The 26,658-nt window shown below is 34.6% G+C and carries 26 protein-coding genes; 23 read left to right on the top strand and 3 right to left on the bottom strand.

From position 1 onward, the window contains the following. The first annotated feature begins 1 nt into the window (after position 1). From C8P65_RS06110 to C8P65_RS06000, 23 genes are all read left to right on the top strand, one after another. Positions 2-640 (top strand): C40 family peptidase, encoded by a 639-nt coding sequence (locus tag C8P65_RS06110; protein WP_107782048.1) that lies wholly within the window; start codon positions 2-4, stop codon positions 638-640. 61 nt (positions 641-701) lie between these two features. Continuing rightward, positions 702-1,640 carry a type VI secretion system baseplate subunit TssG gene (locus C8P65_RS06105; RefSeq protein ID WP_107782047.1) on the top strand — a complete coding sequence of 313 codons (939 nt, stop codon included), beginning with the start codon at positions 702-704 and terminating at the stop codon, positions 1,638-1,640. After that, positions 1,637-2,605 carry a TssN family type VI secretion system protein gene (locus tag C8P65_RS06100; protein ID WP_107782046.1) on the top strand — a complete coding sequence of 323 codons (969 nt, stop codon included), beginning with the start codon at positions 1,637-1,639 and terminating at the stop codon, positions 2,603-2,605. Before C8P65_RS06105 ends, C8P65_RS06100 begins: the two co-directional genes overlap by 4 nt. Positions 2,606-2,648: 43 nt before the next feature. Further along, complete coding sequence (locus C8P65_RS06095; protein ID WP_107782045.1) at positions 2,649-3,800, top strand: hypothetical protein; 1,152 nt, start codon at positions 2,649-2,651, stop codon at positions 3,798-3,800. A gap of 36 nt (positions 3,801-3,836) precedes the next feature. Next, on the top strand, positions 3,837-4,355 hold the full coding sequence (gene tssO / locus C8P65_RS06090; RefSeq protein WP_107782044.1) for a type VI secretion system TssO: 519 nt from the start codon (positions 3,837-3,839) through the stop codon (positions 4,353-4,355). Between the two features lie 30 nt (positions 4,356-4,385). After that, positions 4,386-4,943 carry a hypothetical protein gene (locus C8P65_RS06085; RefSeq protein WP_107782043.1) on the top strand — a complete coding sequence of 186 codons (558 nt, stop codon included), beginning with the start codon at positions 4,386-4,388 and terminating at the stop codon, positions 4,941-4,943. 33 nt (positions 4,944-4,976) lie between these two features. Beyond that, the gene (locus tag C8P65_RS06080) at positions 4,977-5,675 is read left to right on the top strand and encodes a hypothetical protein (RefSeq protein ID WP_107782042.1); all 699 of its coding nucleotides are present in this window, start codon (positions 4,977-4,979) and stop codon (positions 5,673-5,675) included. Between the two features lie 55 nt (positions 5,676-5,730). After that, positions 5,731-6,159 (top strand): GPW/gp25 family protein, encoded by a 429-nt coding sequence (locus C8P65_RS06075; protein ID WP_107782041.1) that lies wholly within the window; start codon positions 5,731-5,733, stop codon positions 6,157-6,159. Between the two features lie 37 nt (positions 6,160-6,196). Beyond that, positions 6,197-8,038: a type VI secretion system baseplate subunit TssF gene (locus C8P65_RS06070; RefSeq protein WP_107782040.1), complete on the top strand. Its 1,842-nt coding sequence runs from the start codon at positions 6,197-6,199 to the stop codon at positions 8,036-8,038. A 276-nt stretch (positions 8,039-8,314) separates the two neighbouring features. Continuing rightward, on the top strand, positions 8,315-8,755 hold the full coding sequence (locus tag C8P65_RS06065; RefSeq protein WP_009389042.1) for a hypothetical protein: 441 nt from the start codon (positions 8,315-8,317) through the stop codon (positions 8,753-8,755). Positions 8,756-8,783: 28 nt separating this feature from the next. Further along, positions 8,784-10,163, top strand: coding sequence for a DUF5458 family protein (locus C8P65_RS06060; RefSeq protein WP_107782039.1), 1,380 nt, complete (start codon positions 8,784-8,786; stop codon positions 10,161-10,163). Between the two features lie 146 nt (positions 10,164-10,309). Then, the gene (gene tssD / locus C8P65_RS06055; protein ID WP_009389044.1) at positions 10,310-10,696 is read left to right on the top strand and encodes a type VI secretion system tube protein TssD; all 387 of its coding nucleotides are present in this window, start codon (positions 10,310-10,312) and stop codon (positions 10,694-10,696) included. 47 nt (positions 10,697-10,743) lie between these two features. Further along, positions 10,744-11,130 (top strand): type VI secretion system tube protein TssD, encoded by a 387-nt coding sequence (gene tssD / locus C8P65_RS06050; protein ID WP_009389045.1) that lies wholly within the window; start codon positions 10,744-10,746, stop codon positions 11,128-11,130. 97 nt (positions 11,131-11,227) lie between these two features. Continuing rightward, on the top strand, positions 11,228-11,623 hold the full coding sequence (gene tssD, locus C8P65_RS06045) for a type VI secretion system tube protein TssD (RefSeq protein ID WP_107782038.1): 396 nt from the start codon (positions 11,228-11,230) through the stop codon (positions 11,621-11,623). Between the two features lie 83 nt (positions 11,624-11,706). Next, on the top strand, positions 11,707-13,626 hold the full coding sequence (locus C8P65_RS06040) for a type VI secretion system Vgr family protein (RefSeq protein ID WP_107782037.1): 1,920 nt from the start codon (positions 11,707-11,709) through the stop codon (positions 13,624-13,626). An 11-nt stretch (positions 13,627-13,637) separates the two neighbouring features. Further along, a complete protein-coding gene (locus C8P65_RS06035; RefSeq protein ID WP_107782036.1) occupies positions 13,638-14,096 on the top strand; it encodes a hypothetical protein in 459 nt (152 codons plus the stop codon). 3 nt (positions 14,097-14,099) lie between these two features. Continuing rightward, positions 14,100-15,554, top strand: coding sequence for a hypothetical protein (locus tag C8P65_RS06030; protein WP_107782035.1), 1,455 nt, complete (start codon positions 14,100-14,102; stop codon positions 15,552-15,554). 2 nt (positions 15,555-15,556) lie between these two features. Then, positions 15,557-16,348, top strand: a complete 792-nt coding sequence (locus tag C8P65_RS06025; protein ID WP_107782034.1) for a hypothetical protein — start codon at positions 15,557-15,559, stop codon at positions 16,346-16,348. Between the two features lie 175 nt (positions 16,349-16,523). Next, a complete protein-coding gene (locus C8P65_RS06020; protein ID WP_146162921.1) occupies positions 16,524-17,336 on the top strand; it encodes a hypothetical protein in 813 nt (270 codons plus the stop codon). Between the two features lie 5 nt (positions 17,337-17,341). Further along, complete coding sequence (locus tag C8P65_RS06015; protein WP_107782032.1) at positions 17,342-18,154, top strand: DUF4280 domain-containing protein; 813 nt, start codon at positions 17,342-17,344, stop codon at positions 18,152-18,154. A 9-nt stretch (positions 18,155-18,163) separates the two neighbouring features. After that, positions 18,164-20,833 carry a hypothetical protein gene (locus C8P65_RS06010; RefSeq protein WP_107782031.1) on the top strand — a complete coding sequence of 890 codons (2,670 nt, stop codon included), beginning with the start codon at positions 18,164-18,166 and terminating at the stop codon, positions 20,831-20,833. A 1-nt stretch (position 20,834) separates the two neighbouring features. Then, positions 20,835-21,488: an SH3 domain-containing protein gene (locus C8P65_RS06005; protein ID WP_170069083.1), complete on the top strand. Its 654-nt coding sequence runs from the start codon at positions 20,835-20,837 to the stop codon at positions 21,486-21,488. 40 nt (positions 21,489-21,528) lie between these two features. Further along, positions 21,529-22,257, top strand: coding sequence for a hypothetical protein (locus tag C8P65_RS06000; protein ID WP_245887346.1), 729 nt, complete (start codon positions 21,529-21,531; stop codon positions 22,255-22,257). A gap of 57 nt (positions 22,258-22,314) precedes the next feature. On the opposite strand, the gene mobC is transcribed toward C8P65_RS06000, so the two are convergent. The 3 genes from mobC to mobA form a co-directional block, all read right to left on the bottom strand. After that, positions 22,315-24,333, bottom strand: coding sequence for a conjugal transfer protein MobC (gene mobC / locus C8P65_RS05995; protein ID WP_107782028.1), 2,019 nt, complete (start codon positions 24,331-24,333; stop codon positions 22,315-22,317). A gap of 65 nt (positions 24,334-24,398) precedes the next feature. After that, positions 24,399-25,736: a conjugal transfer protein MobB gene (gene mobB, locus C8P65_RS05990; protein ID WP_107782027.1), complete on the bottom strand. Its 1,338-nt coding sequence runs from the start codon at positions 25,734-25,736 to the stop codon at positions 24,399-24,401. 24 nt (positions 25,737-25,760) lie between these two features. Beyond that, positions 25,761-26,186, bottom strand: a complete 426-nt coding sequence (gene mobA / locus C8P65_RS05985) for a conjugal transfer protein MobA (RefSeq protein WP_107782026.1) — start codon at positions 26,184-26,186, stop codon at positions 25,761-25,763. Positions 26,187-26,658: the final 472 nt, after the last annotated feature.

Here is a 26,658-nt window from a genome sequence, read left to right as displayed (position 1 = left end):
AATGAAACTCATAAAAATACTTTTAGTTACTTTTAATACAATTGCATTGTTATCCTGCTCGGCAAGCCGTTATCTTGCTGAACTTCCTTATCATTACCCTACCGATGCTTTCTACAAAGCAGTATTAGCCCAAAAGAAACAAATCAATGAGCAATATACCTTGGTAGATGATAAGGGAGAAAACCTATCTGATAAGGAATTAGCCTTAAGAGAGAAATACTCCATTATTTTGGCTGTACCACCTAAAAAAATTACTAATTATAAGCTCTATGCTTTTATAGATGAATGGATAGGAACGCCCTATAAGGAAAAGACCTTAGAAAAACAAGAGGGGGCAGATGCTTCTTACTTTATACAAGCCTTGTTCAGTGAAGTGTATGAAACTACTTTTCCCAAGACTCCCGATGGCATCTTCCGCTCTAAGGATTTACAGCTTTTCACAGGGCGTACTTACTTAAAAGAAGGTGATATTTTGTTTTTTAGGTATGATAAGTTTAAACCTATTTCCGATGTAGGATTGTATTTAGGAAATGGCAGGATATTAGCTTGTACCACACAAGGGCTAAACATCTATGATTTCAATGATGAGTACTTCCAAAAACGCTATACAAGTGCTGGAAGGCTCAAAGAGAAAAAATAAAGACAAAAATTTGCGCTTTTATAATTTATTTGTATATTTGCCACATTGAAGAACTATCAAAATGGAACACCTAACAGGAGTTATAAATGAGATAAATCGGTTACCTTATGATATAAGAGCAGAAGTGTTACTAAATCACTTGTTAGAAAAGGGGATTGTCTCTGATAACGAGTATATCGTAAAGCACCAAGGACAGTTTGTGCGTGGTTATCGCACTGATGTGCTAAGCGCAAGAATTACGGATTACAATTACGATGCTACTCAATTGATAGAGGTAAATCTCTCTCGCGATAGCTTGTACGATATGCTCCCCGAGGGCGTTGCCCACCATACTAAAAATGAAACTCAAGGCAAAGGGGTAGAGACAATGCTCAAAGAGTACAAAGAGAGAAAACGGCAGGAAAAAGCTGCTCGTACCTTTTTTAGCCCTTTTGAGAATGAAATCTTTAAGTTAGGAGTAGAGATCGAAGCCTTTGAACAAACCAACTTTAAAGAACTCAATGCTAATGAGATTTCTTCACTGTTCTACGAACTTTGGGATGTATCAAAAGATTTTCCAACATTCTTAGTCTCTAAGTTCATTAGGTTATTGCCTTATAGCTATAAGATAGTAGGCAATATACCACTTACCGTACATATCCTCTCAGAGCTTTTAGAAGAGAAAGTACGTATCAAAGAAAGAGAATTTGCTACCTATACCGATGAAACGCAAGGATTTTGTTTAGGAGAGGATATTTACTTAGGGATTGATATGATTACGGGCACTGACTATGAGGACTATACCAAACACCTAACCCTTGAGATAGGACCTTTAAAACATTCAGTTTTTACGAATTATATACAGGGGGGCAACAAAGAAAAGTTTGTAACTATGTTTTGTGAGCACTTCTTCCCATTAGAGGTAGAAATACAGTTGAGTGTATTGCTTTCAGAAGAGGAAAGTCAATTTGAATTAAAAGAAAATAATGATCCTATTTTAGGCTATAATACTTGGATATGAAAGAGCTAAAAAATTATTTCATCAACTTGTTTGACCCGCGATTGTTGATAATATTATTGTTTATAGTGGCATTGTGTATAGCTGTCACTATGATTTTCTCAAAGAAGACACCTGAATTCAAAAAGTACAAAACCAATGTGTATATCTATCTGTTTTTAACGGTTTTAGTGTATTCAGTTATAGCTTTTTTGGGGTATAATAGGCTTTTTGTAGGAAAGACTTTGAATGAGTTTATTTTCTATCAAATATGTACCTTAGTACTTGGTACTTTTCACTGTTATTTTTATCGTGCTTTCTTTAATAAGTTCAAACTCGAAGATGATATCACCAAAGAGATATTCTTTGCTCTACTCACATCAATATATGGTTCGGTACCATTTCTATTGATTTATACTTTCTTAAACGGAATGTATTACACCCCTTTAATGATGGGCAATTTCATAGTATTTTTTATTCCTACTTTGGTCAATATCACCTTTAATTACTCTCAGAAGATACCACCTAAAATCTATACAACTTGGCAGTTTCCAGAGAACTATAAAGAATTGGCTGGAGTAAGTGATGAAGAAATGCGCGATTTGGTAGTCTTTACCCTAATGATAAAGAAAGAAGAGAATGATAAAGACTACACTTTGTACCGAGCTAAAGGACCTACCCGAATAGATTTCGGGCGACTGTTCTACAACTTTGTAGAAGACTATAACGAACGTTTTGTAGAAGCCCCTATTGAGATACAGAATGAAGAAGGCTTTTACAATTGGGTGTTTTTCAAACAAGCCCAATGGTACGAATCCGCAAAATATATAGACCCTAAATTCACACTGTATATGAATGGAATAGAAGAAAACAGTGTAATTGTCTGTATGCGAACCCTTGTTTCTAATCAAAAAGAAAATAGTGAAGACCAAGAAGCGGATTTTGAATACAATAAAGAAAAAGACAACGAACGAGTGCAAGCATACTAATTTGCCTATTATCAAAATTAATAACAAAAACTAAAGAATAACAATGATAGAAAAACTTACCCACCTCCCAGTAAACTTTATTGATGGAATGAAAATCAATAAGAGATATTTTATTGATATTCAGAATTTTGTTATCGATTCGGTACGTGATGCTATTGGAGTACATACCTCAATGCTCACTTATGGACTCTTACCTACTAATGACCCTGTGAGAATAAACCTGTCAGTAGATGCTCATAAATACTTAAGGGTTCGCATAGAAGAATGCCACGCTATAACCCCTAATGGCTCTCGGATAGAAATTAGCTCTAACACCGAACAGCACTCACTATCTCTTTCTTATCCCGAAATCGTAAAGGAAATAAAAGATGAAGAGGTAGCTCTACTTGCTTGTATTTCAGTAAATCCATTCAAACGCATTCCTTGTGGAGAACCCGACCCAGAGGAAAATCCACCACGAGATCCTTATACAGAGCCTGAATATTACCTATCTTTGGTAAAAGAAGAAGAGCTTAGAAAAGAAATGGGTGTAGGTGGGCACTACCTTATTGTGGGAAAAATATGGGTAAGTGGTACAAGTTCTCACCTTGATGAGTCGTATATACCCCCTTGCGTTTTGGTAGCTTCTTATCAAAGGCTACAAGAATTGTATAGCGAGATAGATCGCTTCTATGGACAAATGGAAATTTATGCCGTACAGATAGCTCAAAAGATACATACCAAAAACCAAACAAATCCTTTGGCAACCATCATAGAACAGATGACCGATAGGATGCTCTATTACTTAGCTACAGAAATCAATCATTTTCGCTGGCTCACCCTTTACAGCACTCCATCAGAAATGTTAGTCTCTGTAGTAGGTTTTGCAAGAGTACTCAAGAACTTTATTGATGCTCGTTCGGGGATTGGTAAGGAAGAGTTGCTCAATTACTTCTCTGATTGGTGTAATGTGAGCCAAGGAGAATTTGAAATGGTGTTCTCAGAAGTAATCAATGCAGAATACAATCACAATCAAATAGAGGTCTCTGTAGTAAGGGTAGAACGCTTTATGAAAACCTTGGAAGATTTATTCGCTATTTTGAACCGCTTAGACTACATAGGTAAAAAACGTGATGGCAGTATCTTTGTCTCTGAGATTACTAATGAGAAAAGTTCTTTGCAACCTCAAAGAAGCAAAACATTCTTAGCCGATTAATGAATTTGATTTAAAAATAACAAAAACATAACTCTTATGGAAGTATTAAATCATAAAGAACGTAGAAAAGCTTTAATATACTTTATACTATTTTTTGCCCTTTCTGTATCTATTTTGATGCTTGCTATGTTGTTCAATACCTATTTTCCCTTTAGAGAAAATGAACTATTAAAAAGGGAAAATGCACGAATACAACAAGAGATGAAATTTCAGGACAAATTCTCTTTTCAACTTGAAAAAGTAAAAGTAGCTGTCGATTCCATTGGAATACAAGGTGGCTATAAAAATGACTTTTTCAATGAGAAATTAGCCCTTTCTATTCTTGCTGATATGTATAAGCAAATTCCTAAAGACTCTCTTAGGAATAAAAATATGTACAACAACACTATCCTTGTATACAAGGAACTTATTGATGCTAAAAAGCAGATAAAGCAACTTACCATCAATCAGAAAACCTTGGACAGCCTTAGTACTATCAACCAAACCCTAAAAGAGGAATATGACAAGATGAAAGTAGATTTGGAAGTTTGTAAGCAACTATACCAACAACAATAAAAACACAATGGCACAATAGACAGGTTGAATATGTTTTTAAAAAAATATTTACTTATATGTTTGTTATCTTTTTCTGCTACTGTTCTTGCACAGGAAGAGAAAAAACAAGATAGCTTGCAAATCATCTCAAAAAATCCCAAAGAGACTATTACTACTAATTGTAAAATAGTACAAGGGCATAAAAAACTCAAAGGGAGGCGTTTTGCAAGTGCTCAACCTTTGTATTTACGAACTAATAAGGACACACTTTCTTATGGAGTATTCCAATTTGGGCGTAGAGGAGAGCGACTATTCTTATATGTCAAGTTGTTAGAAGAGTCTGTTTGCTTAAAGAAAGAAAAGAACTTTGATATTTTTTTCTCTACTGGTGAGCACATTACACTGAAAAACCAATTCCCTATCAACTGTGAAGGGAACTTTGCTCATAAAATGAGCAGTAAAGAGATAGATGAGATAGTTTTTAAAGAAATAACGAAAATCACTATTTATACTTATCATAAGAACTATGAGTTTCTGGTAAGTCCTAAACAAGACAATGAAATTACTAACTTGATACAATGCCTAAGAGGGTATAAACAGCTGAACTGACAGGAATAAACACAAAAAAACAATAACAACACTATGCCACTGCCTGAAGTAAAACTAACACTGCGATATGAAGACCGCTACCTATCAGAGAAATGGAATGATAGAGAAGCCGATAAGGTAGTGGTTCGCACCGATACTCACTTTCAAAAACATACCATTAGTATTCTCATCTCAGAGGAACAAATAGGAAGCGTACAATTAAAAATAGACGATCACTTAGTAGAACTCCCGACCTACAAACTTACCTTTACTGATGATAAAACAGAAGAAATAAAAACGTTTCAGGTAACTCGTGATTTTCTTATCTTCAAAAGAGAAACTACCAAGAAAAGTATTTTCTCTTTTTTAGGTATCAAACGCTTTGACAAAACTACTTTTTTGTATGAGAACATAGCTTTTGAGCCTGAAAAGGACAGTATAGAAAGTTTTGAGCTCTCTCGCTACCGCAAATTGTCTGAAGATTCTTTGTCCTATCAGTTTCAAAGTGAGGACAAGAAACTCCTTATCTATGCAGGAAGTATAGAACACTTTGTAAAACCTGCGGATATAGATAACTACTTTATCATTGTAGATAAGAACGAAGGACAAAGTTTTATAGGGGATATTTCCTATAGAGAAAAAATGCTAAAGCTCACTCCTAAAGTAGCTTTACAAGTTGTAAGACGTACCAAAATAGCAAAAGAATTTTCTTTTGATAGTAAGGGGAAAGTACAGAAACTTATATATCTGTGATTTTGCCAAATTGCACATAGACCTTTAAGAACACTATAAAGCATAATATTACACTATGAAAGGAATATATTACAAACTCCCTATTGATTTTGAAGGCTTGATAAAAAAACAAGATCTTGCAAAAATAGCATTAGAAGACTCTATCTCCCAATCTATTTTCACCCTGATGACTACCAGCTATGGCGAATGCAAATTTGACGAAACGTATGGCTGTGAACTATGGGACTCTGATTTTGACCTTTTAAAGAGTGATAATGAACTAAAAGTATTTGTTGCACAAAGCCTAAAAAATAGCATTTCACAACACGAAAAACGCATTGCGGTACAAGATATAGAAGTGACTATCACTGAGCAAGATTTAGGAAATGTAGGAAAGAGGCGCATAAAGAAAAAAGTTCTAGTCTCAGTAAAAGCAATTGTTTTAGAGACGAATCGTCCTTATACTTTCAAAAACTCTTTTTTTGTAAGTCCTTTGTCTTATTGATTTTTTCAATCCTGTGAGAAATATAAATTACTAAACAATGAAACAAGATCAGATAAAAAATAGAATGCTCAAGAGAGCCTCACGTATGTGGGGATACAGTGAGTTGGAATCAGAGAATGCTTTTGATCCTATCTTAGAACTTCTTCTTTCGACTTGTGCCTCGGAACTCGAAAAACTACATTTTGAACAAGAAAATTCCCGTACAAGGATTACTGAGCGCATACTTGAAGTTATTTTCCCTGATGAAGTTACGGGGATTACTCCGTCTCAAACGCTTCTACAACTTACTCCAGTAGAAAACAATATACAAATATCACGATACAATCATTTTAAGGCTGTTAAACGAATCCAGAATTTATACAACCCTACTGAGGTAAAAATAATAAACATTTTCTTTAGCCCTACTTTAGAAATGAAACTTACTTCTGCTCAAGTGAAATACTTAGCGTATGGAAATAAAATATTACAGCAAGAGAGTTTCTTCTATCAAGAAGAGGTAGCTCATTCTGATAGAAATATCCCCTCAGGAGAGTTTTGGGTGGGACTCTACGCATCAGAGGTAGAAAAGTTAGAGGATTTGTGCTTTTATATAGACCTAAGTAACAAAGAACAAAAGGAATTCTTTACCTATTACCTGCATCAAGTAAAAGTATTTTGTGGAGATAAAGAATATGAATTGATAGAAGGATATAATACACCTACAAACGATGTAGAATATGAAGAAGTAATCTCTAAGAATTACGCAGGGATAGATGCTATTTACAATGAGGTGAATCAATTTTATCAAGGGAATTTCTTCACTTTAAAAGGAAACATATATCCTAAAAAGAAAGACAACGAAGTTGAGGATATTAGCACAGCTTCTTTTATAGAAAATTACTTTTCTAATCATCGTATTGCTACAGAAAAGGACATTGTTTGGTTATGCTTTAAATTCTATGAGGTTATTACTCCAAAGGTATTGGAAAATATACGTATTGCTCTAAACTGCATCCCCGTTGTCAATATGTACAACACTAAAAAGACCAAACGCATTAAGGGGCAGCTGACTATTTACCCTATTATAGGTGATAACACCTTTTTAGATATAGACTACATTTCTGATGATGATGGGAAGAGATACGAGGTAAAGGATTACCAAAAAGGTACAGACGATAATGTCTCTTTTGTTTTAAGACGTGGAGGGGTAGCTCGTTTTGATGAGCAAAATGCTTTAGACCAGTTACAGCATACATTAAGACTAATAAGAGACGAAACTGCCTCCTTCTCAGCAATAGGGAATGATTTTGCTATTGATGCAGAGTTAAGGCAAATAGGACAAAATTTAGCTTCCATCCACCAAAATATAAGCAAACGAAGTCTTTCATTGAATACAAATCCTTTTCTAATCATTTCCTCTATGAATAAAGAATTGGATATGAGTTTTACTTTTTCTTACTGGCATACAGCAGGAGAAGACGGTAACGATATTAAAACAGGTATTTCATTAGAGTGTGATAAAGCTAACAAGACAGCTATTAAGAGTGCAGTTACCATAAGACCTTCTTTGGGAGGCAGACGAGGGCTTACTACAGCCGATAAGATTTTAGAATATCGCAGTGCCTTACTCTCACGAGGCAGAATTGTTACCATTGCCGATGTAAAAGCCTTTGCAAAGAGCCATTTTAAACACACTATCAAAGGATTAGAAGTACAGAAAGGAACTAAAAAAGAAGTTTCTCTCAAAGGAGGATTTAAAAGGACTATTGATATTTTCCTCATTAAAAACAAAGAGGTAGAAGTAAATGAAACAGAATGGGAATACCTAAAAGATAGCTTTTTGATCAAGTTAGAAAAAGCCTCAGCAAATATCTACCCTTATCGAATTTTTGAGAGGTAACTAACAGAAAGACAGTGACTTTTGACAAAGTAGAAATAGAAAACTCAAGGGATAAAATCAACTTTTAGGAGATAAAGCAAAAAACATTTCAAAAAAAAATATTTATTTTATTCGCTTGATTATCAGTCTAATAAAATTTTAAATGAAAATAATTTGAAAATTTCTTTGAAAAAAGTTTGGTGGTCTCATTTAAAAGTTTTATATTTGTGCAGAAAAGTTACAAAATGTTGCTTTTCAACGTACTTAATAAGTTTAACATCCTAATACAAAAGCACTATGCTAACAAATAAAGGAATAGGAGGCAATGAAGTGCCTATAGACGCAAGTGAAGCTATCTTAGAGATAGCTCCCAATCGTACCTTGGTAGCTCAAAAACTCAGTGCAGAAGATCCTGTGAAACCTGAGTTGGTTGAGGGGCTCAATACTATAGATAAAGTATTTGAGCATTTCAAACCTACTTTGAAAGTAAATTTTGAAGATGGTGAAGGAGCTACTAAAGTGGAAGAATTAGCCTTTAAAGGATTAGGCGATTTCGGTACAAAAGGAATTACAGCACAGAGTGCTTTCCTTACTGGTTTGGCAACAGAAAAAGATCAATACCAAAAGATCATCAAACAGCTAAAGACGAACAAACTTCTTAAAGCTGCCTTAGAAGACCCAGACGCTAAAAAAGCATTGCAAGATACCTTGGAAGCTCTTATTGCTGAGCTGAATTAATTATTTCTAACAAAAAAGTATTTGAACAATGGCAAATGAAATAAAACCAGCAAATGTTAGCTCACAAGAGCAAGACAACTCAGTACAGTCTATTAAGAAGTCTCCAGTTTCTCTGGAGAAATCATTGGACAAATTGGTACGCTATGGAGGTTTTGACTTATTAGAAGCATCCATAGAGAACGTACAAAACGTTAATCCTGAAAGAAAAGCACGCCGAAAAATATTTCTTACTGAAAGCAATAAGCAAAAAGAAAGAGATACTTTAAAGAAGACTTTAGAGCTTTGGGCTAATGTATTAAAACAAAGTGATTCGTTAGTGGAAATGGTCTCTCATTGTGAAGACCAACAAAAATCTGCTGAAGAGCTTCTTTCTAAGAACTTGTACAATGCTGTAGAAGCTACTCGTGAATTGGAAGCCAACTATCGCACTATTGCTTTGTTCTACAAGAATACAGAAGAAGATAAGATTAAGAATGTTACAATTATCAATGCCTCTTTAGAACAACTTAAAGACCTTGATAATACACGCTTTATTGATACTATACACGCGGAACTTTCAGATAACTACGACCGCTTAGACCTTAAAAACAACTATGGATTGTTAGTAATTCCTGGTTACTTAGGTTCTAACAAAGTAGTTGAAAAATGGGCTAAAATCGCACACGAAAACAAAGTGATGCTCGTTACAGACTTTGAGCACTTAGATGAGCCAGATGATGTAATGGAGATGTTCGATGAAGCGCACCTTACGGGTGGTGATGTATATCGTGCTAACGTACTGATGACCTGCAACTGGTTAGTAGGTAGAGGTCGCTTTAATGAAATAGGAGAGCACGAAGATCTTTTTATTCCTCCTTCTGCTGCATTAGCTGGAAAAATCTACAAGACTTTGATGTCTCAGGTGACTGCTGGTAAGAAATTTGGAGGTATCAATGAAGTAGATGGGGTTCGTTTCGACTTAAAGAAAAGCGAAATCGCTAACTTGGAAAACTTAGGGCTTATTCCTATGGTCAATGAGTACGGAAAAGTAATGGCTTTCTCAGGAAAGACCTTGTTCAACGGAGATAACTTGGGATTGCAAACCTATTCAGTAGTACGTGTGTTTGACTATGTAACTAAAGTGCTAATGGATTTCCTTAACCGTAGAGCTTTTGAGAATTTCACAGCGGTAACCCGTAAGGACATTATGAACCAAATCGTGCAATTCTTGGATAGCATCACAGGACCTAAAAACCTTATTGAAAATTTTGAGATAAGAAGGTTTGAGCAAGACCCTAAACAAAAAGATAGAATCTATTTAGACATTCATATGAAGCCTTATTTCCCAGCTAAAAACTTCCTTATTAAAATGGATGGTCATAAGGGAACTGATGCTAATGAGTGGGATACTGAATATGAACAAAAGTAAAGTACCTCTCTTATGAGGAATTTCTAACCTTAAAAAGCGTATAATATAAGAAGGTTCAGAATTTCAACATAAGGTTTTGGAGACATTTTATATATATTTCCATAATTGGTATTATTGAGTTATTAAATTTTTAAATTATTTTAAACATGTCTTTTAAATCTAAATTAAACGTTGCGGGAAAAGAGCGCAACATCATTTCGGTTGATTTCGGAATGTTACAGGAGACTGATGCTACAGGTAGACCATCATCGGTTACCAGAGGTGGCAAAATTACGATCACTGTGGAAAGCACAGGTGATACCGACCTTTTTGAGTGGATGACCAACTCTTTCGAACGCAAGGACGGAAGCATCATCTTCCTCAAAAGAGACAGTGAGGCTACTTTAAAAGAGCTTAAATTTAAAGAAGCTTACATTGTAAAGTACAAAGAAGATTTCGATGCAGCAGGAGACAATCCTCTGACAGAAACCTTTACGCTCTCTGCAAAAGAGATAGAAATGGGTACAGCCAAACATGTTAATGAATGGGTGTAATCTCCTTTGGTTTTTAAATGTTTTTCTAATTTTTAAAATTTAAGTGTATGTCATTTAAGGCAAAACTAAAAGTAGCAGGCAAAGAATACAATATTCTTAGCGTAAGTTATGCACTGTTTCAAGAAACAGATGCGACAGGTCGTCCTTCTACCGTTACACGTGGTGGAAAAATTGATGTAGTAGTGGAAAGCACAGGAGAAGCTGACTTCTTCGAGTGGATGACCAATTCTTTTGAACGTAAAGATGGTAGTATTACATTCTTAAAAAGAGATAGTGAAGCTACCCTAAAAGAATTGAAATTCACTGAGGCTTACCTCGTAAAACATCGAGAGCATTTTGATGCCTCAGGAGAGAAACCCCTGACGGAATCCTTTACTATTTCTGCGAGGAAGTTAGAAATGGGTACAGGAGCCTACGAAAATGAGTGGGTGTAAAAATTAAGAAAAAGGGTAGCTCTTTTGGGAGTTGCCCTTTTTTGCTTAAAACAGACAAGAATAAAAACAAAAGTATAATTCCTAAAAAAATATAGATATGTCTTTCAAAGTTAGATTAGAATTAGACGGAAAAACTTACAATGTGTTAGCCTGCAAATATGAACTTTCTCAAAGTAGAGATAGAACGGGCTTACCTGAAGGAATGCCTACAGGAGGTGAAATACATCTCCGCTTAGAAAGTACAGGAGAACCAGACTTCTTTAAGTGGATGAGAGATAATAATGAGACCAAAGATGGTAAGATTATCTACTATCGCCGTGATGCTATGAGTAAGCTGCAAGAACTTGTCTTCAAGAAGGCATTTTGTGTGAACTTTATAGAAGACTTTAACGCAAATAGTACTGAACCCTTGCAAATAGAGCTTATTATATCTGCACAACAACTTATCATTGGCGGAGTTACTTTTGAAAAGCAATGGAAAATGAATCTATAAAAAATGTTTTTTTATTGCAGAATTAAATAGCAATGTATTTAAACTAAACTATTCCCAAAAATTACCCTTTAAAAGAGAATCTTATGAGTACAAATGATGAACAATTCACAGAATATCGCACCAATCACCCTGATGATCTTGCCCACTTTGCTTCAGTGAAAAATTTTCAAGACTTTTTAGTGGACAAAGCTAATCCTGTAGTGATGGTTACCCTTACCATTGATGGTAAAGGGTTCTTGGATAATGCCACTTTTGAAACACATCTCACCCAACATACCAATGCCCACGATGAGTTTACTATTATCGTTAATGACACTGCTATTGACGACTTCAAAGGGCAAGTAATGAAAAACTCGCAAGAGCTCTTAGGACAAAATATTACTATTCATTTTCATCAATTTGGAAGTGTTATCTATACTTTTAGAGGAATAATTGCCAATATCTGCAATAAGAAAAATCAAGGAGGAGGGTATGGTAAGTTGCACATTTCAGGATATGCTCCAAGTATCGTATTAGACGGAGGAAAAACTTGCCAGTCATACGAGAATAAAACGCTCCCTGAAATCATCAAAGAAGCTACAGAGGAATACCCTCAAGAATCACAAATCCATATAGAAGGGCTTATTAATAACGAAGAGAAAATCCCTTATACTGTACAATATAACGAATCCGACTATCAATTTATCCAACGCCTTGCCAAACGTTATGGTGAGTTTTTCTACTATAATGGCACTCAATTTATTTTTGGTAGTCGTGCACAGAAAACTGTAACCCTTTATGAAGGAGGTGACCTTAGGGAAGTTGAATTTGAGCTAATGCTCAAACCTCAAAAGTTTAACTACCTCTCTTATAACTCGCAAATGACCCGAACAGAGGTCAAAAGTAGTAGCGAGACAGAACCTCAGTACAAAGAAAATCCATTCCAATTTACCGCTATCAAAGCCTCAGAGAAAGTATTTGCTAAGACTACCGATCAGACTTATGGTGCTCTACCCGATGAGTTTAGAGGAGATTACCTCAGAGATGCTGTACAAAGAGAAAAAGAAAGCAGAGAACAACTAATGCAAGTCAGAGGTAAGAGCAGAAATCCTCATGTGTGCATTGGAGGTTTTGTCAAGCTAAAGGACATCAATGACTTACCAATGGAGACTTATCGCGTAATTGATGTAACTCATTATCAGGGAGAAGGCATCTATTACAATGAGTTTGTAGCCATCCCCGATGTATTTGTAGCCTATTATTACGATGAACAAGCCCTCCCACGAGCCGAACAACAACCAGCCCGAGTGATTGACAACAACGACCCTGAAGGTTGGGGACGCGTGCGTGTACAGTTTATCTGGCAAGAAAAATACCAAGCCCAAACCCCTTGGATACGCGTGGTTCAACCTCATGCAGGAGGTGGCAAAGGCTTTTACTTCATCCCTGAAATAGGCGAAGAAGTATGGGTAGACTTTGAAGACCAAAATGCCGAGCGTCCGTTTGTAGTAGGTTCTAATTACAACGGAAAGGAGTTTAGCAAATACCACACAGCAGGAAATGATAAGAAAGTGATACATACTCGTTCAGGTACTAAAATTATCTTTGACGATGCTGAAGGTAGTGTATTTATAGAAGACCCCAGTGGTAATACCTATTTAATGGACGGACAAGGAAATATCAATGTAAGTGCTCCAAAAGATATTACTTTCAAAGCGGGCGGAGATATTAATTTAAATGCAAATAAAAATATATTTTCAACAGCTTCTTTAAACATTGTTAGCAATGCAGGGGTGAATATGGTAGATATAGCAGGTAAAGATATTTCTCAATCTGCTTCTGGTGATATACGAGAAGACTCTAATGTAAGAGGTGAAATCTCTAAAAACGAAAGAAGCATACAAGCTAAGAAGAGCGACTCTCATTCTGATAAAATAACCGTAGTGAGCACCAAGCAAAATATGATTTTACAAAGTGAAAAATCTGTAAAATCTAATAGTGGCGAGCAAGGTAGTTCACATTAAAAAGTAAAGCTATGGGAATTTTTAAGAAAGCTAATAACATATACATCACAGTCCGTGACACTTATACTATAAGCAGTGGTACTTCTTATGAAGAAGCTGAAGAAATAACAATCAGAGCTACTGATGAAATAAACTTGATAAGTGCCCAAAAAGTAATAATGCAAGGTTTAAATGGAGGTGTACAATATAGCACAGTTGATAAAGAAGAACCTAAAATTATTATGAGTTATTTTACTGACCTCAATGATAAAATTTTGGGAAATAGAGGAGAGATAGGACAAGAAGTCTATTTAGTAATAGAAGGTGTAAATCTCGCAGGAAAAGAAGCTGATTTAGACCTAACTGATAATGAAATAGATTTTGAATATAATGGAGAACATTTAAAGAATGATATTCTCAAAGGATACGTTTTTCAAAACAATGAAATAGAGCACATCAAACTAAAAATAATAGAACAAAGAAACAACTAAACTATGGCAGGTATAAGAATAACACTAAAAGAAACAGGACAACAATCCATAGCCAGACTATGGGTTCATACCCCTCCTGAATCAAAGAAAAAGGAAGAGCCTGATTACCTTATCCATTTCAGAAGACCAGAAGACTATTATGGAGAATTTGGTTTTGATTGGATGCGTGATGACTATAGTACAATTTGTAATAATTATGAGGAGTTAAAAAAAGAATATTATGATTGTGAGAAAAATGAAAAAGTAGAATTATTAAAGGATAAAGAATATTTTGTTCCTTGGTTTAGTATGTTACCTAAACAAAAAGATGTAAAACTGGCACTGAAGTTAGAAAATATAAAAAGAAAACTGAGTAGGAAGGATATTATTAAAATTCCTACTACTGAAAGTATTAGTTTTGAACCTAATGAAATAAAATTAAAGAATATTCAAAAAAAGGAAAAGGAAGGAAAAGAATTTTTAGTAACAGTTACTTGTTCAAAATCTTTAACTAAAGATATATGTATTCCCGTTCTTAATAAAGACAATAAGGAAGTAGGAAAACTTAATGTGGCTAAAAATGATGTTGAATATCATCTACCAGTTACAATTATTAATATAGAGGGTAATGGTATAGAGAGCAGACCTATTTCTGCTTCTGAAATGGAAAAGATTTTTAATGAAAAATCTTTCCAACAAGCATTTATAAAAACAAGTGTAAAAACGGACACTTTAAATAAAAGTATAGAAGAATTACTTTCGATAGGAGCTATAAGCTTCCTTGATGAAAGTGATAATGAGGATTTTAAAAAGGCTTATAATCGTACAGAGAGAATTGTAGCTAATGAGAATACCTTAGAAATTTTAGAAAAAATATACGCAAAACCAAATAAAGGAGTTAATCTTTTTATTCTCAATGTAGAAAGAATTCAATTTATAAAATACATACCTAATAAACCTAAAACTTATGGAGGGTATGATATCTATGAAGAATTAGAAGTTAATAAAAATGGAAATAAGACCAAAGTGTATAAATATATTTGTAAATATAAAACTGAATTAGATAGTAATTATAAGGGTAAATATTTTATGTTAGAAGGAGGAAGAGGAGGACAGTCAAATGTCATTCCCACTAAAAAGAATTGCTGTATCCTTTACCAAGGTTATGATAAAAGAATGACCACAGTACACGAAATAGGGCATTTGCTAGGGCTATCAGAAATCTATAAACTTTTGATAAATGAAGAAATTTATAATTCTAATAAACAAAAAACAGATCCAACGGAAGAAGAAAAAGACTACATAAAAGATTATGAAGTAATGAAGAAATACAAATATTTTACTTTCAAACATGGATCTACTGATAATTTTATGGATGACTATATACGTTATAACCAAGTAGAAATTCCTAAAAAATCATTTTATCGTTGGCAATGGGGCGTTATGCAATATGAAATTAATAATTATATAGAAAAATAAAAATGAAAAAAAGACTGCTTCTTTATATTTTTTTTAATATCTTTTGTTTTGTATCAGCACAAGAGTATTTCCCTAAGCACTTCGGTTATGAACTTACAATACTTCCTTCAGAAGAAAAAGAAGTTAAGTTAGAAAACGTCTCATTTGTTGCTATAAATGAAAGGTTTACACTTTTTGATTTCTATAAAAACAAAGTAGATTCTATACCTATGTCTTTTGAGGCAAAAATAATGCCTATAATTGAAAAAAACAATTTATTAAGAGTGGATAGATATGCTTATAGAAAAAGTAAAAAAGGAAATCCTTTATATGAAGCTGAAAGTCGCATTTGGGTGGGTTATAATAATGATTATTTAAAAAAACACAAAAGAGAAATACCTTACTGGTTATCAGTACGTAGATATGGATTTGCAAATGCTTTTATAGCAATGGGTATTGTAGAGCAGCACAAAAACAAGTTTAAACTATGGGATAAAAAAGCAGCTGTAAAGGGATTAACTCCTATTGAAACAAAGGAAGAGGCTTTGTATTTTTTGTATTTAATGGAATATGTAGTCCCTGATGATAATTTTAATGAATTATGTAAAAAAAAAGGAATTTATAAAATATATACAGATACAATGACACCTACTATTATAAAAGAAGAGAAAGATTATTTTGTAACCAACCTTTTCTATTATGATGTAATTGACGGATCACTTTTTGAGATTGTATATCAGCTTTATAAAAACGGAAAATACAACATACTTAGTAAAAAACGTATTTATATAATTTTAAAAGAAGAATGGGAATGAGATATCTTATGGCATATGCATTTTACTTTTCATCTTGTATATTCACAAAAAGATACGATTATTATAAATCAAATTGCACATTATTTTAGCAGAACAGTTACTTAACAGGTAATTTGGGATTATTTGACAAATGACAATATAATGGAAAAAGATAATAATGTTCCTAAAATTTATTATGACAAATAACTACATCAATACACCTAATTTATTCCCAACTGCTACTTATGCCGTTGAAGATATACTTACATTAAAAATAGGAGAACAGGAATATAACACTACTCTTACCTATAATATCTTTGTAAAGACAGAGAAAAAGCCTACTTATGATGTGGTGATTGAGAGAAATCAGTTTTTAGTAAATGGGGAGGAAATAGATACTAAATTCTTATCTATATCACATAAGTATATGGAAGCTATTTTTCCTCTGAAATGCAAGGTCAAGGACTATGTGCTTTTTGTAGCTAACATCTCTGAAATACAACAACGTATAAAACAAGTAGATAATGAACTCTTAACAACGTATGAGGGAGAAGGATTAGAACATATCCGCTCACATTTTTTTAAAGCAACAGATACTCCAGAAAAACTAAGGGAGTTCATAAAGCAGTTGCATATTGTAAAAGCATTGAGTTTTAGCATACGAAAGTTTGTTTCTGATACTGGTTATCCTTTGTTATGGAATATCCTCCCCATAGGATTGTCTTTTTGGAAAGGAGACATAGAAAAAAGAACAGAAAGCAACCAAATATATTATGAACCCAAAATAGCAAATGCACAAGAGATGATGGATAAAGTAATCACATATATCCATAACCAAGAATACTATGTAGAAATTGAACAGGAAAATGTACAGATGTATACTAACTTTGTGCATCAAACAGATTATACAGGCAAAACAGGAAGAGTAAAGTATTCAGAGACCAATGTAACTATTGAAGTTGAAAATATTTTTCTATACGACCAAAAATTAACGCTAACAAAAAAATAAAGATTATGCAAGAGTCATCAGAATATACAGTAAAGCGTAAAGATACTTATGTTTCTATAGCTAAACAAATAGGCTTGAAAGACCCAATGAAGCTTAAAGAGTATCATAATGAGCGTGCCGACTTCAATAGTCAGGTAGGTAATGAGTTGCACTCTAACATAACCTTATTAATTCCTTCATCTGAGGAGGTAAGAGAACTTAATGGAGAAATTCCTTTTAAAGATGGAATAAAACAAGAACAACGAGAGGAAGAGCAAAAACAACAAGAAGAAAAAGAGAAAGAAGCTGCTGCTGAACAACAAAAGCAAGAAGGGAATAGTGAACATGATGATAAATATTATGTGGTAAATGGAGCTAAGTGTATTTGTGATAAAGCAGAAACTCCACAACAGGCTACACTTCGGGTAACCTCTCATAAGATGATTACATTTAATGAACAATCTGATAAATATGTAGCGACTGAAGATGATAAAACTTTTATTCCAGCAGCGATGACTTTTGGAAAATGTACTTTGAAACCTTCTTCTTCAGGGAATTTACCTTGCTCACCACAGTTTGCCCCTAAGTGGAGTAAAACTTATGAAGGTACAAAAGTATTAGGCAAAAATACGCTTACAGAAATTTCAGAATTACAATGTATGATAGGAGGTAAGATAACTATTGCCAAACACGGACAAACAGATAGTGTACTATTACAACATTCCGAAAACACTACCCCGTTAGAAGTAAATGCTGTAAATCCTGCTATAGAAATGCCTAAGAAAGAACTAGCTTTTCCAGTAGTTAAAAATGTTACTATCAAACAAATAGAAGATTAAATCACAATTATGGACAACAAACAATACATACGAGAAGGACAAAAAGTAACGTTTTCTGCCCAATTAGAAAAAGGGGACAGAAGACTTACTTCGTGGATTGTCTATGAGGGTAACCAATGTGATGACAATCATATCGTTAAGGAGGAAAAACAGATAGGAACAGAGTTCTCACATATTTTTGAGAAAGCTGGAGAATATACTATTGTGAGCTATGGAAAACGAGATGAGATCAATAAAAGTACTGCTACTCAAGTTCAAGTAGGAAAACCTGTTTTAGAAGGAATTGAATGTGTTGAAAGGGCTAATACCTATTTTAAAAACAACGTTTATATAGTAAAAAAAGGAACAAAAGTTACCTTCAGACTAAAGTTTAAAGATGATGTTCTTCCTACTTCAGATAAATTGTTGCATCTTGTGAAAGTGACACCTATAGGGGGAACTTCAAGTGGAAAAATCATAAGAGAAGGAAAGGAGAATGAATATTCATATAATGCCACAAATAGGTCATCCTATACTGTTATTGTAAAATTTGGAAATAGAACATTCGAATTTTCAATGAGAGTGGTTGAAAATTTTGAGGAAGAAGTAAAAAAGTTTAAAGAATCTATTAGCAAAAATTCTTCTGCCGAAATCACAATCATTCCTGAAAAAGTAAAATTTGTTCGCCCTAATAAATCTCTAAAATTAAAGTTTAACAAGAAAAACTCTGTATTAGCAGAAGATACTGCAATAGATACTTCTACCCTTATTTGGAAACTCAATGGAAAAGTCTTAAATGCAAAAGGAGCTCAAATTGAGATACCTCGAGAGATAATTGCCAATTGTAAAAAAGATAATAATAAGGTTGAAGTTTTCAAAAATAGTACAGATAAAAAAGCTGTTGCTTTTTGTGAGTTTTCAGTGGCTAAAAATAAGGTTAATAAATTTGATGTTTCTAAGAGACCCGTATTAGCCGGAAAAAAAGTTACATTTGAGGTAAAAGACACTAAAAAGGAAGATGACTATATGATTTTCAAAGATTTAGATGATTTTGAAAATATTCATTGGGAAGTTATCAAAGATGAAAAAACAATAGGAAGAGGCACAGGATTTAAGTTTGATTACACTTTCAAAGAAGGAGGAAAGTTTCAAGTAAAATGTTATATCTTTGATGAAAAGGGCGAAGTAAAAGAAGATGTTAATGTTATTCAACCTAAGATATTTCCCGAAACTGCTCAATGGATAGACAAGGATGGTGCTACTGGAAATATTTTAGAAAAGGCAGGCTATTATCAAAAAATATATGCTTTTGTAAAGCATCAAGATCTACTAGGAGAGAAAGTTATAGTAGATGTATATGATGATGATAAGGCTTCAGCTGATGATTGGATTACTTCAAATTATCAACTTGTTGAAAATAAAGAAAATATATACATTCCTTTTGTATTAACTAGAGACCACAAAGAGAAGATTAAGGATTCTTTAAGCGAAGAAGGTAAACTATTTTTCAAAGTAAAATCTGTTGATTCCCAATTTCATATAGGAAATTCAGAAGCTGAATTGGCCAAACATCTAACTATTGTTCCTGACTCAGAAATAGTAGACACCTATTTTTGTGATGAAGGAGATACCGTAAAATATGATATACAGGAATTAAGTACTTCTATTTTCCTTAAAATATATGCCATAAATATGGTAAGTCGGAAAATTAGGGTTTGTGTTTTGGAAAATGTTAGTGACACCACAAGACAGTGTATGAATTGGGATTCATACTATAGAAAATCTCTTTGCCAAAAAGAAGTAGCTATAAATGATAAAGGAGAAGCTATCCTCCCTATTGACTTAACAAAATTTACCCAATATAATAATGGAACTATCATTCTTTCCGCTGTGATGATACGTTCTGAATACAAACTAGACGGCAAGGATTATACTGATTATTACAGAATTAACGCAAAAATAGTACTTATTAAAGAACCTTCTCTACCTCATATGGAAGAAAATTTTTCTCCTGTAAAAGTAAGAAGAATTGCTATTGAGAAAATTAAGGTACAAGAGAAAAAAGAAGATGATGCTGTTGTTGTTTTAACTGGAGAAACAACTTCTTTAGGTGAAATAAGTAGAGGACGAGGAGAATATTATATGTATAAAGTTAACATTTATAATGGAATAAGTTATGAAACTTATATAAAAAACAAAGATGTGTTAGAGCCCACTGATACATTTGAATTAGCAAGAGATGCGTGGAAGATAGAAGATAAAAAACCAAGAAGTGATAAAAGGTATGGTTCCAGAAATGAAACACCTCCTGGCACATATTGGTTGTCGTATAAACCCGAAGGATATGGGAAAAAAAAGCATAGGTTAAAAGTATCCGATAATCCTAAACTAGATGAGATTAGAGGAGTAGACGGTGTAAGGCAAGCTATCAGAATACATAGTTTTAGCCCACACGATGCTGAAGGATGTCTAACTACTGGTGGTAAAAAAAGACCTGAAGATGGTTCAAAAAGTTTAGAAGACCAATTTATAGATAAAATACCAGCTTTAAAAAAGAAATCTATTCGCTTTATTATAGAGCCAAGGGAAGCCATAGAAGGAATGAAAACAGAAAAAGTAATATCTAAAGAGAATCCTGAAATAAGAGTATATGTTACAAATAAAGTATTCAAAGGAGTTGAAAATAAGAAAAATAAATAAAATGAAAAAAATACTATTAATACTATTGATAGGCTGTACGCTCCAATGCATAGCACAGTATAAGGAGCTTTCCATAAGTGAAAATGAAAAAGAATTGTTAGAATTTTTATATAAAAATTCTAATAAAGCTAAGGTGAACATCGATAATTATTTTGATGAATTGTCAGAATGGGATTTGAGTAATGTTACTTTAAAACAAAAAATGAAGATTCTATTCAAAAACGACAAAAACCTCAATCAAAAATTAAAAGAATTAGAGGAAGCTCGCATTTTGCTATACAAATCTAATTTGCTACTGATTAAAGATCGATATCAAGAATATCATTATGTAGATGGTCCTCTTCTTGAATATTTTGTACTTAGAGGGGATTTAGAAGTAAAAGAAATCTTATTAAAAATTCTCAAAGACCCTAAAATATCAAAATCTGACAAGAAAGATATTGAAGTATACTTAAAATATTATAAATACTATATCTCTGACCCAGATGGTTATACCAATGTAAGAGAAGGTAAGAGTACTTCTTCTAAAATTATAGCTACAGTAGATTCAGGACTACCCATAAGAGTACTGGATACCACAGGAAATTGGTGGCAAGTAATGACAAAAGACAATGAAATAGGCTATATCCACAAAAGTAGGATAAAAAAGAGGTAAAACCTCCTATGAGAAATACAAAAAAGTTATCGTATAAAATATGAAGAAATTACTGTTTCCCGCACTAAACAGATGGTTTTGTTATACATTAGTGCTGTTATGTAGCACAATGTATGCACAACCTTGTACTTTTAAGGATGTTGTAAAGGAAACAACACATAATGTACCTTATGAAAAATACAACATTCATCTTGATATGTTACAAGTTTTAAGCGGTAAAAAAGATAATTTTTTAGGATTCATAGGGGTAAATCGCAAACGCTTGCGCATCACTTTCACCTCTATAAAAAAGAGTGAAGAAAACAAAGATGTCTATGAAGTAGAGGGTTTTAGCACTGTGATGAACAAAAACAAGCGGACTTTCAAAGGAACGTTCACTTTGCAGTCTCATTACAGACTTACAGCACCCGCTTTTGATGGGGATGGGCCTCTAAAAAAGGGAGAAGCAGAAGGTTTTTCTACTTTTTCATATACGCTAAAAGAAGACGAGAATCTTACAGCTACAGGTGTTTTTAAGGGGGAAATGCTTGTTCTTTGGTATAAGGGAATAAATAAAAAACCTGTATATACTGAACTATTTATTCAGAGCGATGGAAGTAGGAATTACCAATTTTTTGGCACTTGGACGAGTTATAAAACTAAAAAAACTTCGGTAGCCTCTTGGGGAGAAGATCGCATACCCTGCTCTGGAGATTTTGATTTAGGAGATGGAGATTTTGGTCCTAATCCCAAATATTGGCAATATGGTTGGGAGGAGTTTAGGTATTAAAATCTATTTTTAAAAAGGATAGATGAAAGCTTTTATCCTTTCATCTATCCTTTTGTCTTATTCCCCTTCCTCTTCTTTCCTTATCAAATGTGCTAATTCAGGGTCATTTTCAATGCGAAAGAGCTCGTCAGTGATGAGCTGAATGATGTCTGTTTTTACCTGCTTATAGTTGGCTTGGATTTGTTGTTGCATTTGGTCTTCTCTGTTTTCGTCTTCAAAGGAGAGGATTTGAGGTATTTTCTGGTAGGTTTTAGTCTCAGCAGCTACTTTCTCGTTATCTACTATAATCTGAGCGTGGAATATCTTCTGTTCGATACGCTCATCAAAATTATCAGAAACAGCTCCTACAAACATCCCTTGGGTAAGATTGGATATTTTGCTGGCAGGAATCAAACTATCCAATTGTGTAGATATGGAGGTAGAAGTGTCATTGCGATTGATCGTGGTAGATTGCCTTTTCTGCAATACCTTTCCAAAACGTTCAGAAAGGGTTTTAGCTGTTTCCCCTACTACTTGTCCGCTAAAGATATTCCCCACTGTATTTTGTATTACCTTGCTTTCCTTATCGCCATAATCACGAGTGAGCTGTGAATAATCTTGGAAGCCTAAACAAACGGCTACTTTATTACTTCGAGCTGTGGCAATTAGGTTGTCTAACCCCCTAAAATAAATCGTTGGCAGCTCATCAATAATCACTGAGGATTTGAGCTGCCCTTTTTTGTTGATGAGCTTTACAATACGAGAGTTGTAGAGTCCCAGAGCTGCCGAGTAAATGTTCTGCCTATCGGGGTTATTGCCCACACAAAGTATTTTAGGTTCATTAGGGTTATTGATATCCAACGAAAAATCATCACCTGTCATTACCCAATAGAGCTGTGGAGAAATCATTCGGGAAAGCGGTATTTTAGCTGAGGCTATTTGTCCCTGTAATTGGTCTTGTGCCCCTCCCTGCCAAGCATCCATAAAAGGCGACAGGTAATTCTCAAGTTCGGGGTACGAGGTGAGAATAGTAAAAACATCAGCATAAGGCTTGTTTAATAGCTCGATGGCGTGTGGAAAAGTACAGTACTTACCACCTTTGTAAATCTTCAAAAACCAAATAATAGCAGCCAAGAGAATGATAGGCGACTCTACAAAGAAATCACCTTGCTTTTGGATCCACGAGCGGTTGAGATTGAGCATAATCGTATAAGCAGACTCGTAGGCATCGGAAATATCACTCATAAAGTTAGGGTTGATAGGGTTGCAACGATGACTACGGCGAGGATCATCAAAGTTTATCACATAGAACTTGGGCTTTACCTTGTACTTGTCTAAATTTTTTAGTAGGTGATTATAGGCAATGGTAGAGAGGTCGTCAAACTTAAAGTCGTAGATGTACATTGCAAAACCTTTCTCAATCTGCTGTTTGATATAGTTGTTCACAATAGCATAAGACTTACCAGAACCAGGAGTCCCCAGCACTATGGTCGCCCGAAAGGGATTTACCACATTGATCCAGCCTTTGTTCCACTTCTTGCGGTAGTAGAACAAAGTAGGTAGATTCACAGAATACTCGTTTGTCATCAGGCGTGTTTCCTGCATAAACGACTCGTTTTCATTGTTGAAAACATCGTCTAAAAGGTTGTCTTTTAACAAGCGACTCATCCACGAACCTGCCATAAGGAGCGCTATGTAGCCCAAAGATAGGGTAAGGATATAGAAAAAGGCAACCACTGAAGCAGGAAGGCGCAAGTACAAAATCCAAAAGTTACCAAAGTAGAGGGCTACTCCTACCCCCAGAGCGATGTAAATCTTTCGCCAAGTAATTTTGTCGTTTTTTACGCCTGTTGTTCCCAAACAGCTTAGGGCTAAGAGCAGGAGGGCAAAGCATTTGGTGTATAGCGGGTGAGAGAACAGTCCTGCGGTTCGTTGGAAGTTGGTCAGGATTCTATCTACTACGGCTAATATCCATTTTTCGCCTTGGAAAAAGCCATAACAATACCAATAGAGGTGCATCAGTACTATGAGAATACTTACTGCACGCATAAAAGCCATAATCTTGGCTAATGCTCTTAAATCATCATCGTTTTGCATATTTATTTCTGTTTTTAGTGTTTGTCAATATTTTATAATTAGCTGAGCCAATGAGCTGGCTACACTTAAGATTTGTTTTTCATTTTTCGCCGTTTGGCAGTAGCACGTTTCATTCTTCTGGTAAAATCCTCTTCTTCGTAATCTACCCCTTGATCATCCAAAGAGAAAAGAGTAAAGAAAGCATTTAATGCTGAGTCCTTGCCAAAATCCTCTTGGTAATGTGTCCAAGAAGTGTCAATAAAAGTATCCTCTTCAACAGTGCTAGTATTGTTGTTATTTTTACTTGCATAAGGAGGTACAGACGGCATATTTACCTGAGAGGTTAAAGCCGTAGGAGGCTCTTCTAACGATTTTAGCCACTGATGAAAAACATTGGCAGAAAACTCCTTCCCCAGCTGAGATCCATTATACACACATCGACTGTTGTGGTCGATAAAGGTTACCCCGTAGGTTCTCCCTTCTTTGTTTTCACGAAAGACAACCTCTATCCCTTTTGCTTTTAGTTCCTGAACAAATTCACTTTTGCTATGAGCTGTTTCTTTGGCAAAGGTGATATGTGCCTTTAAGGAAGTGGTGTCTTGTCCTTTTAGGTATTCGTGTCCCTTTTGCAAGTGTTTTTCGATATAAGGTGAGCTCAGTGTTTTGCCAAGCTTGGAGGCTTTAAAAGGATGGCTTGCCTTATTACCATTCTCATCCAATACCACATATACCAAGCCCTTTTTAGGAATACCTTGCAGTTCGCCTTCTACCTTTTCTACCGCTATGTTAAACTGATTGAGCAAGGCGTTGAACGTTCCTAACGAAGCAAAATGATAGTGTTTTAGCAATTTTTTTACAGTATGTATCAACTCCTTTTTAAGGTCGTTTTGTCGGTAATCTAAGGGTATTAATTTAGACAAAGGCAAGAGCTCATCATCTGTTAGCTGTGAATCATTGGTGATAGCAGGGATAAGTTGGTATTTCGTTTCCAACTCTCGGCATACTTTCATTGAGCGTATTTTTTCAAAAGTATCAGGGATTTTCTTGCCTTCTTCGTCTATCCCCAGCGATACAATGTGAATGTGTTTGCGCTCAATATCCGAATGTTTGTAAACCACAAAAGGTTGGTCGCCAAAGCCCATCTGTTCCATATAGTCAGTAGCCAACTTTACAAAGGTCTCATCACTCACCTTATCGTTAGGATCGGGATTAAGGGAGATGTGTAGGATAGGTTTTTCTGTCCTTATGTTGGCATAGAGATAAGGTGCAAAGGAGCGAGACACTTCTGAAATGCCCACATTTCCTTGCAGAGGTTGTATCACTTTTTGAGCATATAACACCTCACCTTGTCCTTTATCCACCTTGTTGTGATTGTACAAAAGTACTCCTAACAGCTGCCCTCCTCGATGTATTTTTGCTATCATAAACTGCTGTTTTCGTCTTAAAAGCTACCTTAGTTTTTGCTCCATTTGCTGAGAAAGCTCTAATATTTGTTTGCAGATAGCAATCAATTGGGTAGTTTCTTTCTCTAATTTATAGAGGTAAGCAGCTGCTTTCTTCTCCGAAAAATTACGGTAGAGTATCTTTACAATCTGATTGTAATTCACCCCTACCGAACGAAATTGTGCATAGAGTTCAGTGAGTTTGGTGTAATAATCTAAAGCAGATTTATCAATTTTCACCACTTTTATCTCTCGGTTAAAAAGCAAAGAGGTGATAAAATGCGCTTTGACTTTCATTCCTGATTGCTCGAAAAGCGAGAGAAACTGATTGTTTTCTTCTTCATTTAATCTAAAGACATATCTAAAAGAAGCAGGATTTATCTTTTTGTTTCTACCTGTGGAGTGTTTGTGAGTTGTTTTCTGTAAGGTCATATAAATTCAGTGTTAGTAAAAAACCACGACTTTGGAGTGCGTTTTAAGCTCCCTACAAGGGCAAGTGGTTTTGAGGTGCCTATACGGCTACTGCGTGCCTCAAAACACAACTTGCTCTGTTCGGGTGAACAGAAAATTCTCCCTAACGGTCGAATTTTAATTAGCCATAAAAAGAGAAATTAACACTACAAGCGGGTAAAGTGATTTCAGGGTGCAAAACAAGTGATTTCTTAGCAAAGGATTTGTATGTAACACAAAGCCAATCACTTCCTTACAAAGCCATTTACAACCCTACATAAGGCTATATGTATATTTGTATGTTCCTTTGTACCCGCATACCAAAGCAAGTATGTACGAAAGTAAAAATGTAATTAGGTAGCTATGTAGCTACAAAGCTATAAAGCTACAGAAGTATGTACATACGCAAGTAATTAGTCAATTAGATAATTAGCTAATTACTTATATAACGGCA

The sequence above is a fragment of the Capnocytophaga leadbetteri genome, from assembly GCF_003054025.1.
GTDB lineage: Bacteria > Bacteroidota > Bacteroidia > Flavobacteriales > Flavobacteriaceae > Capnocytophaga > Capnocytophaga leadbetteri.
The sequence above is the reverse complement of the archived record's forward strand: the minus strand, read 5'-3'. Positions and strand labels throughout refer to the sequence as shown.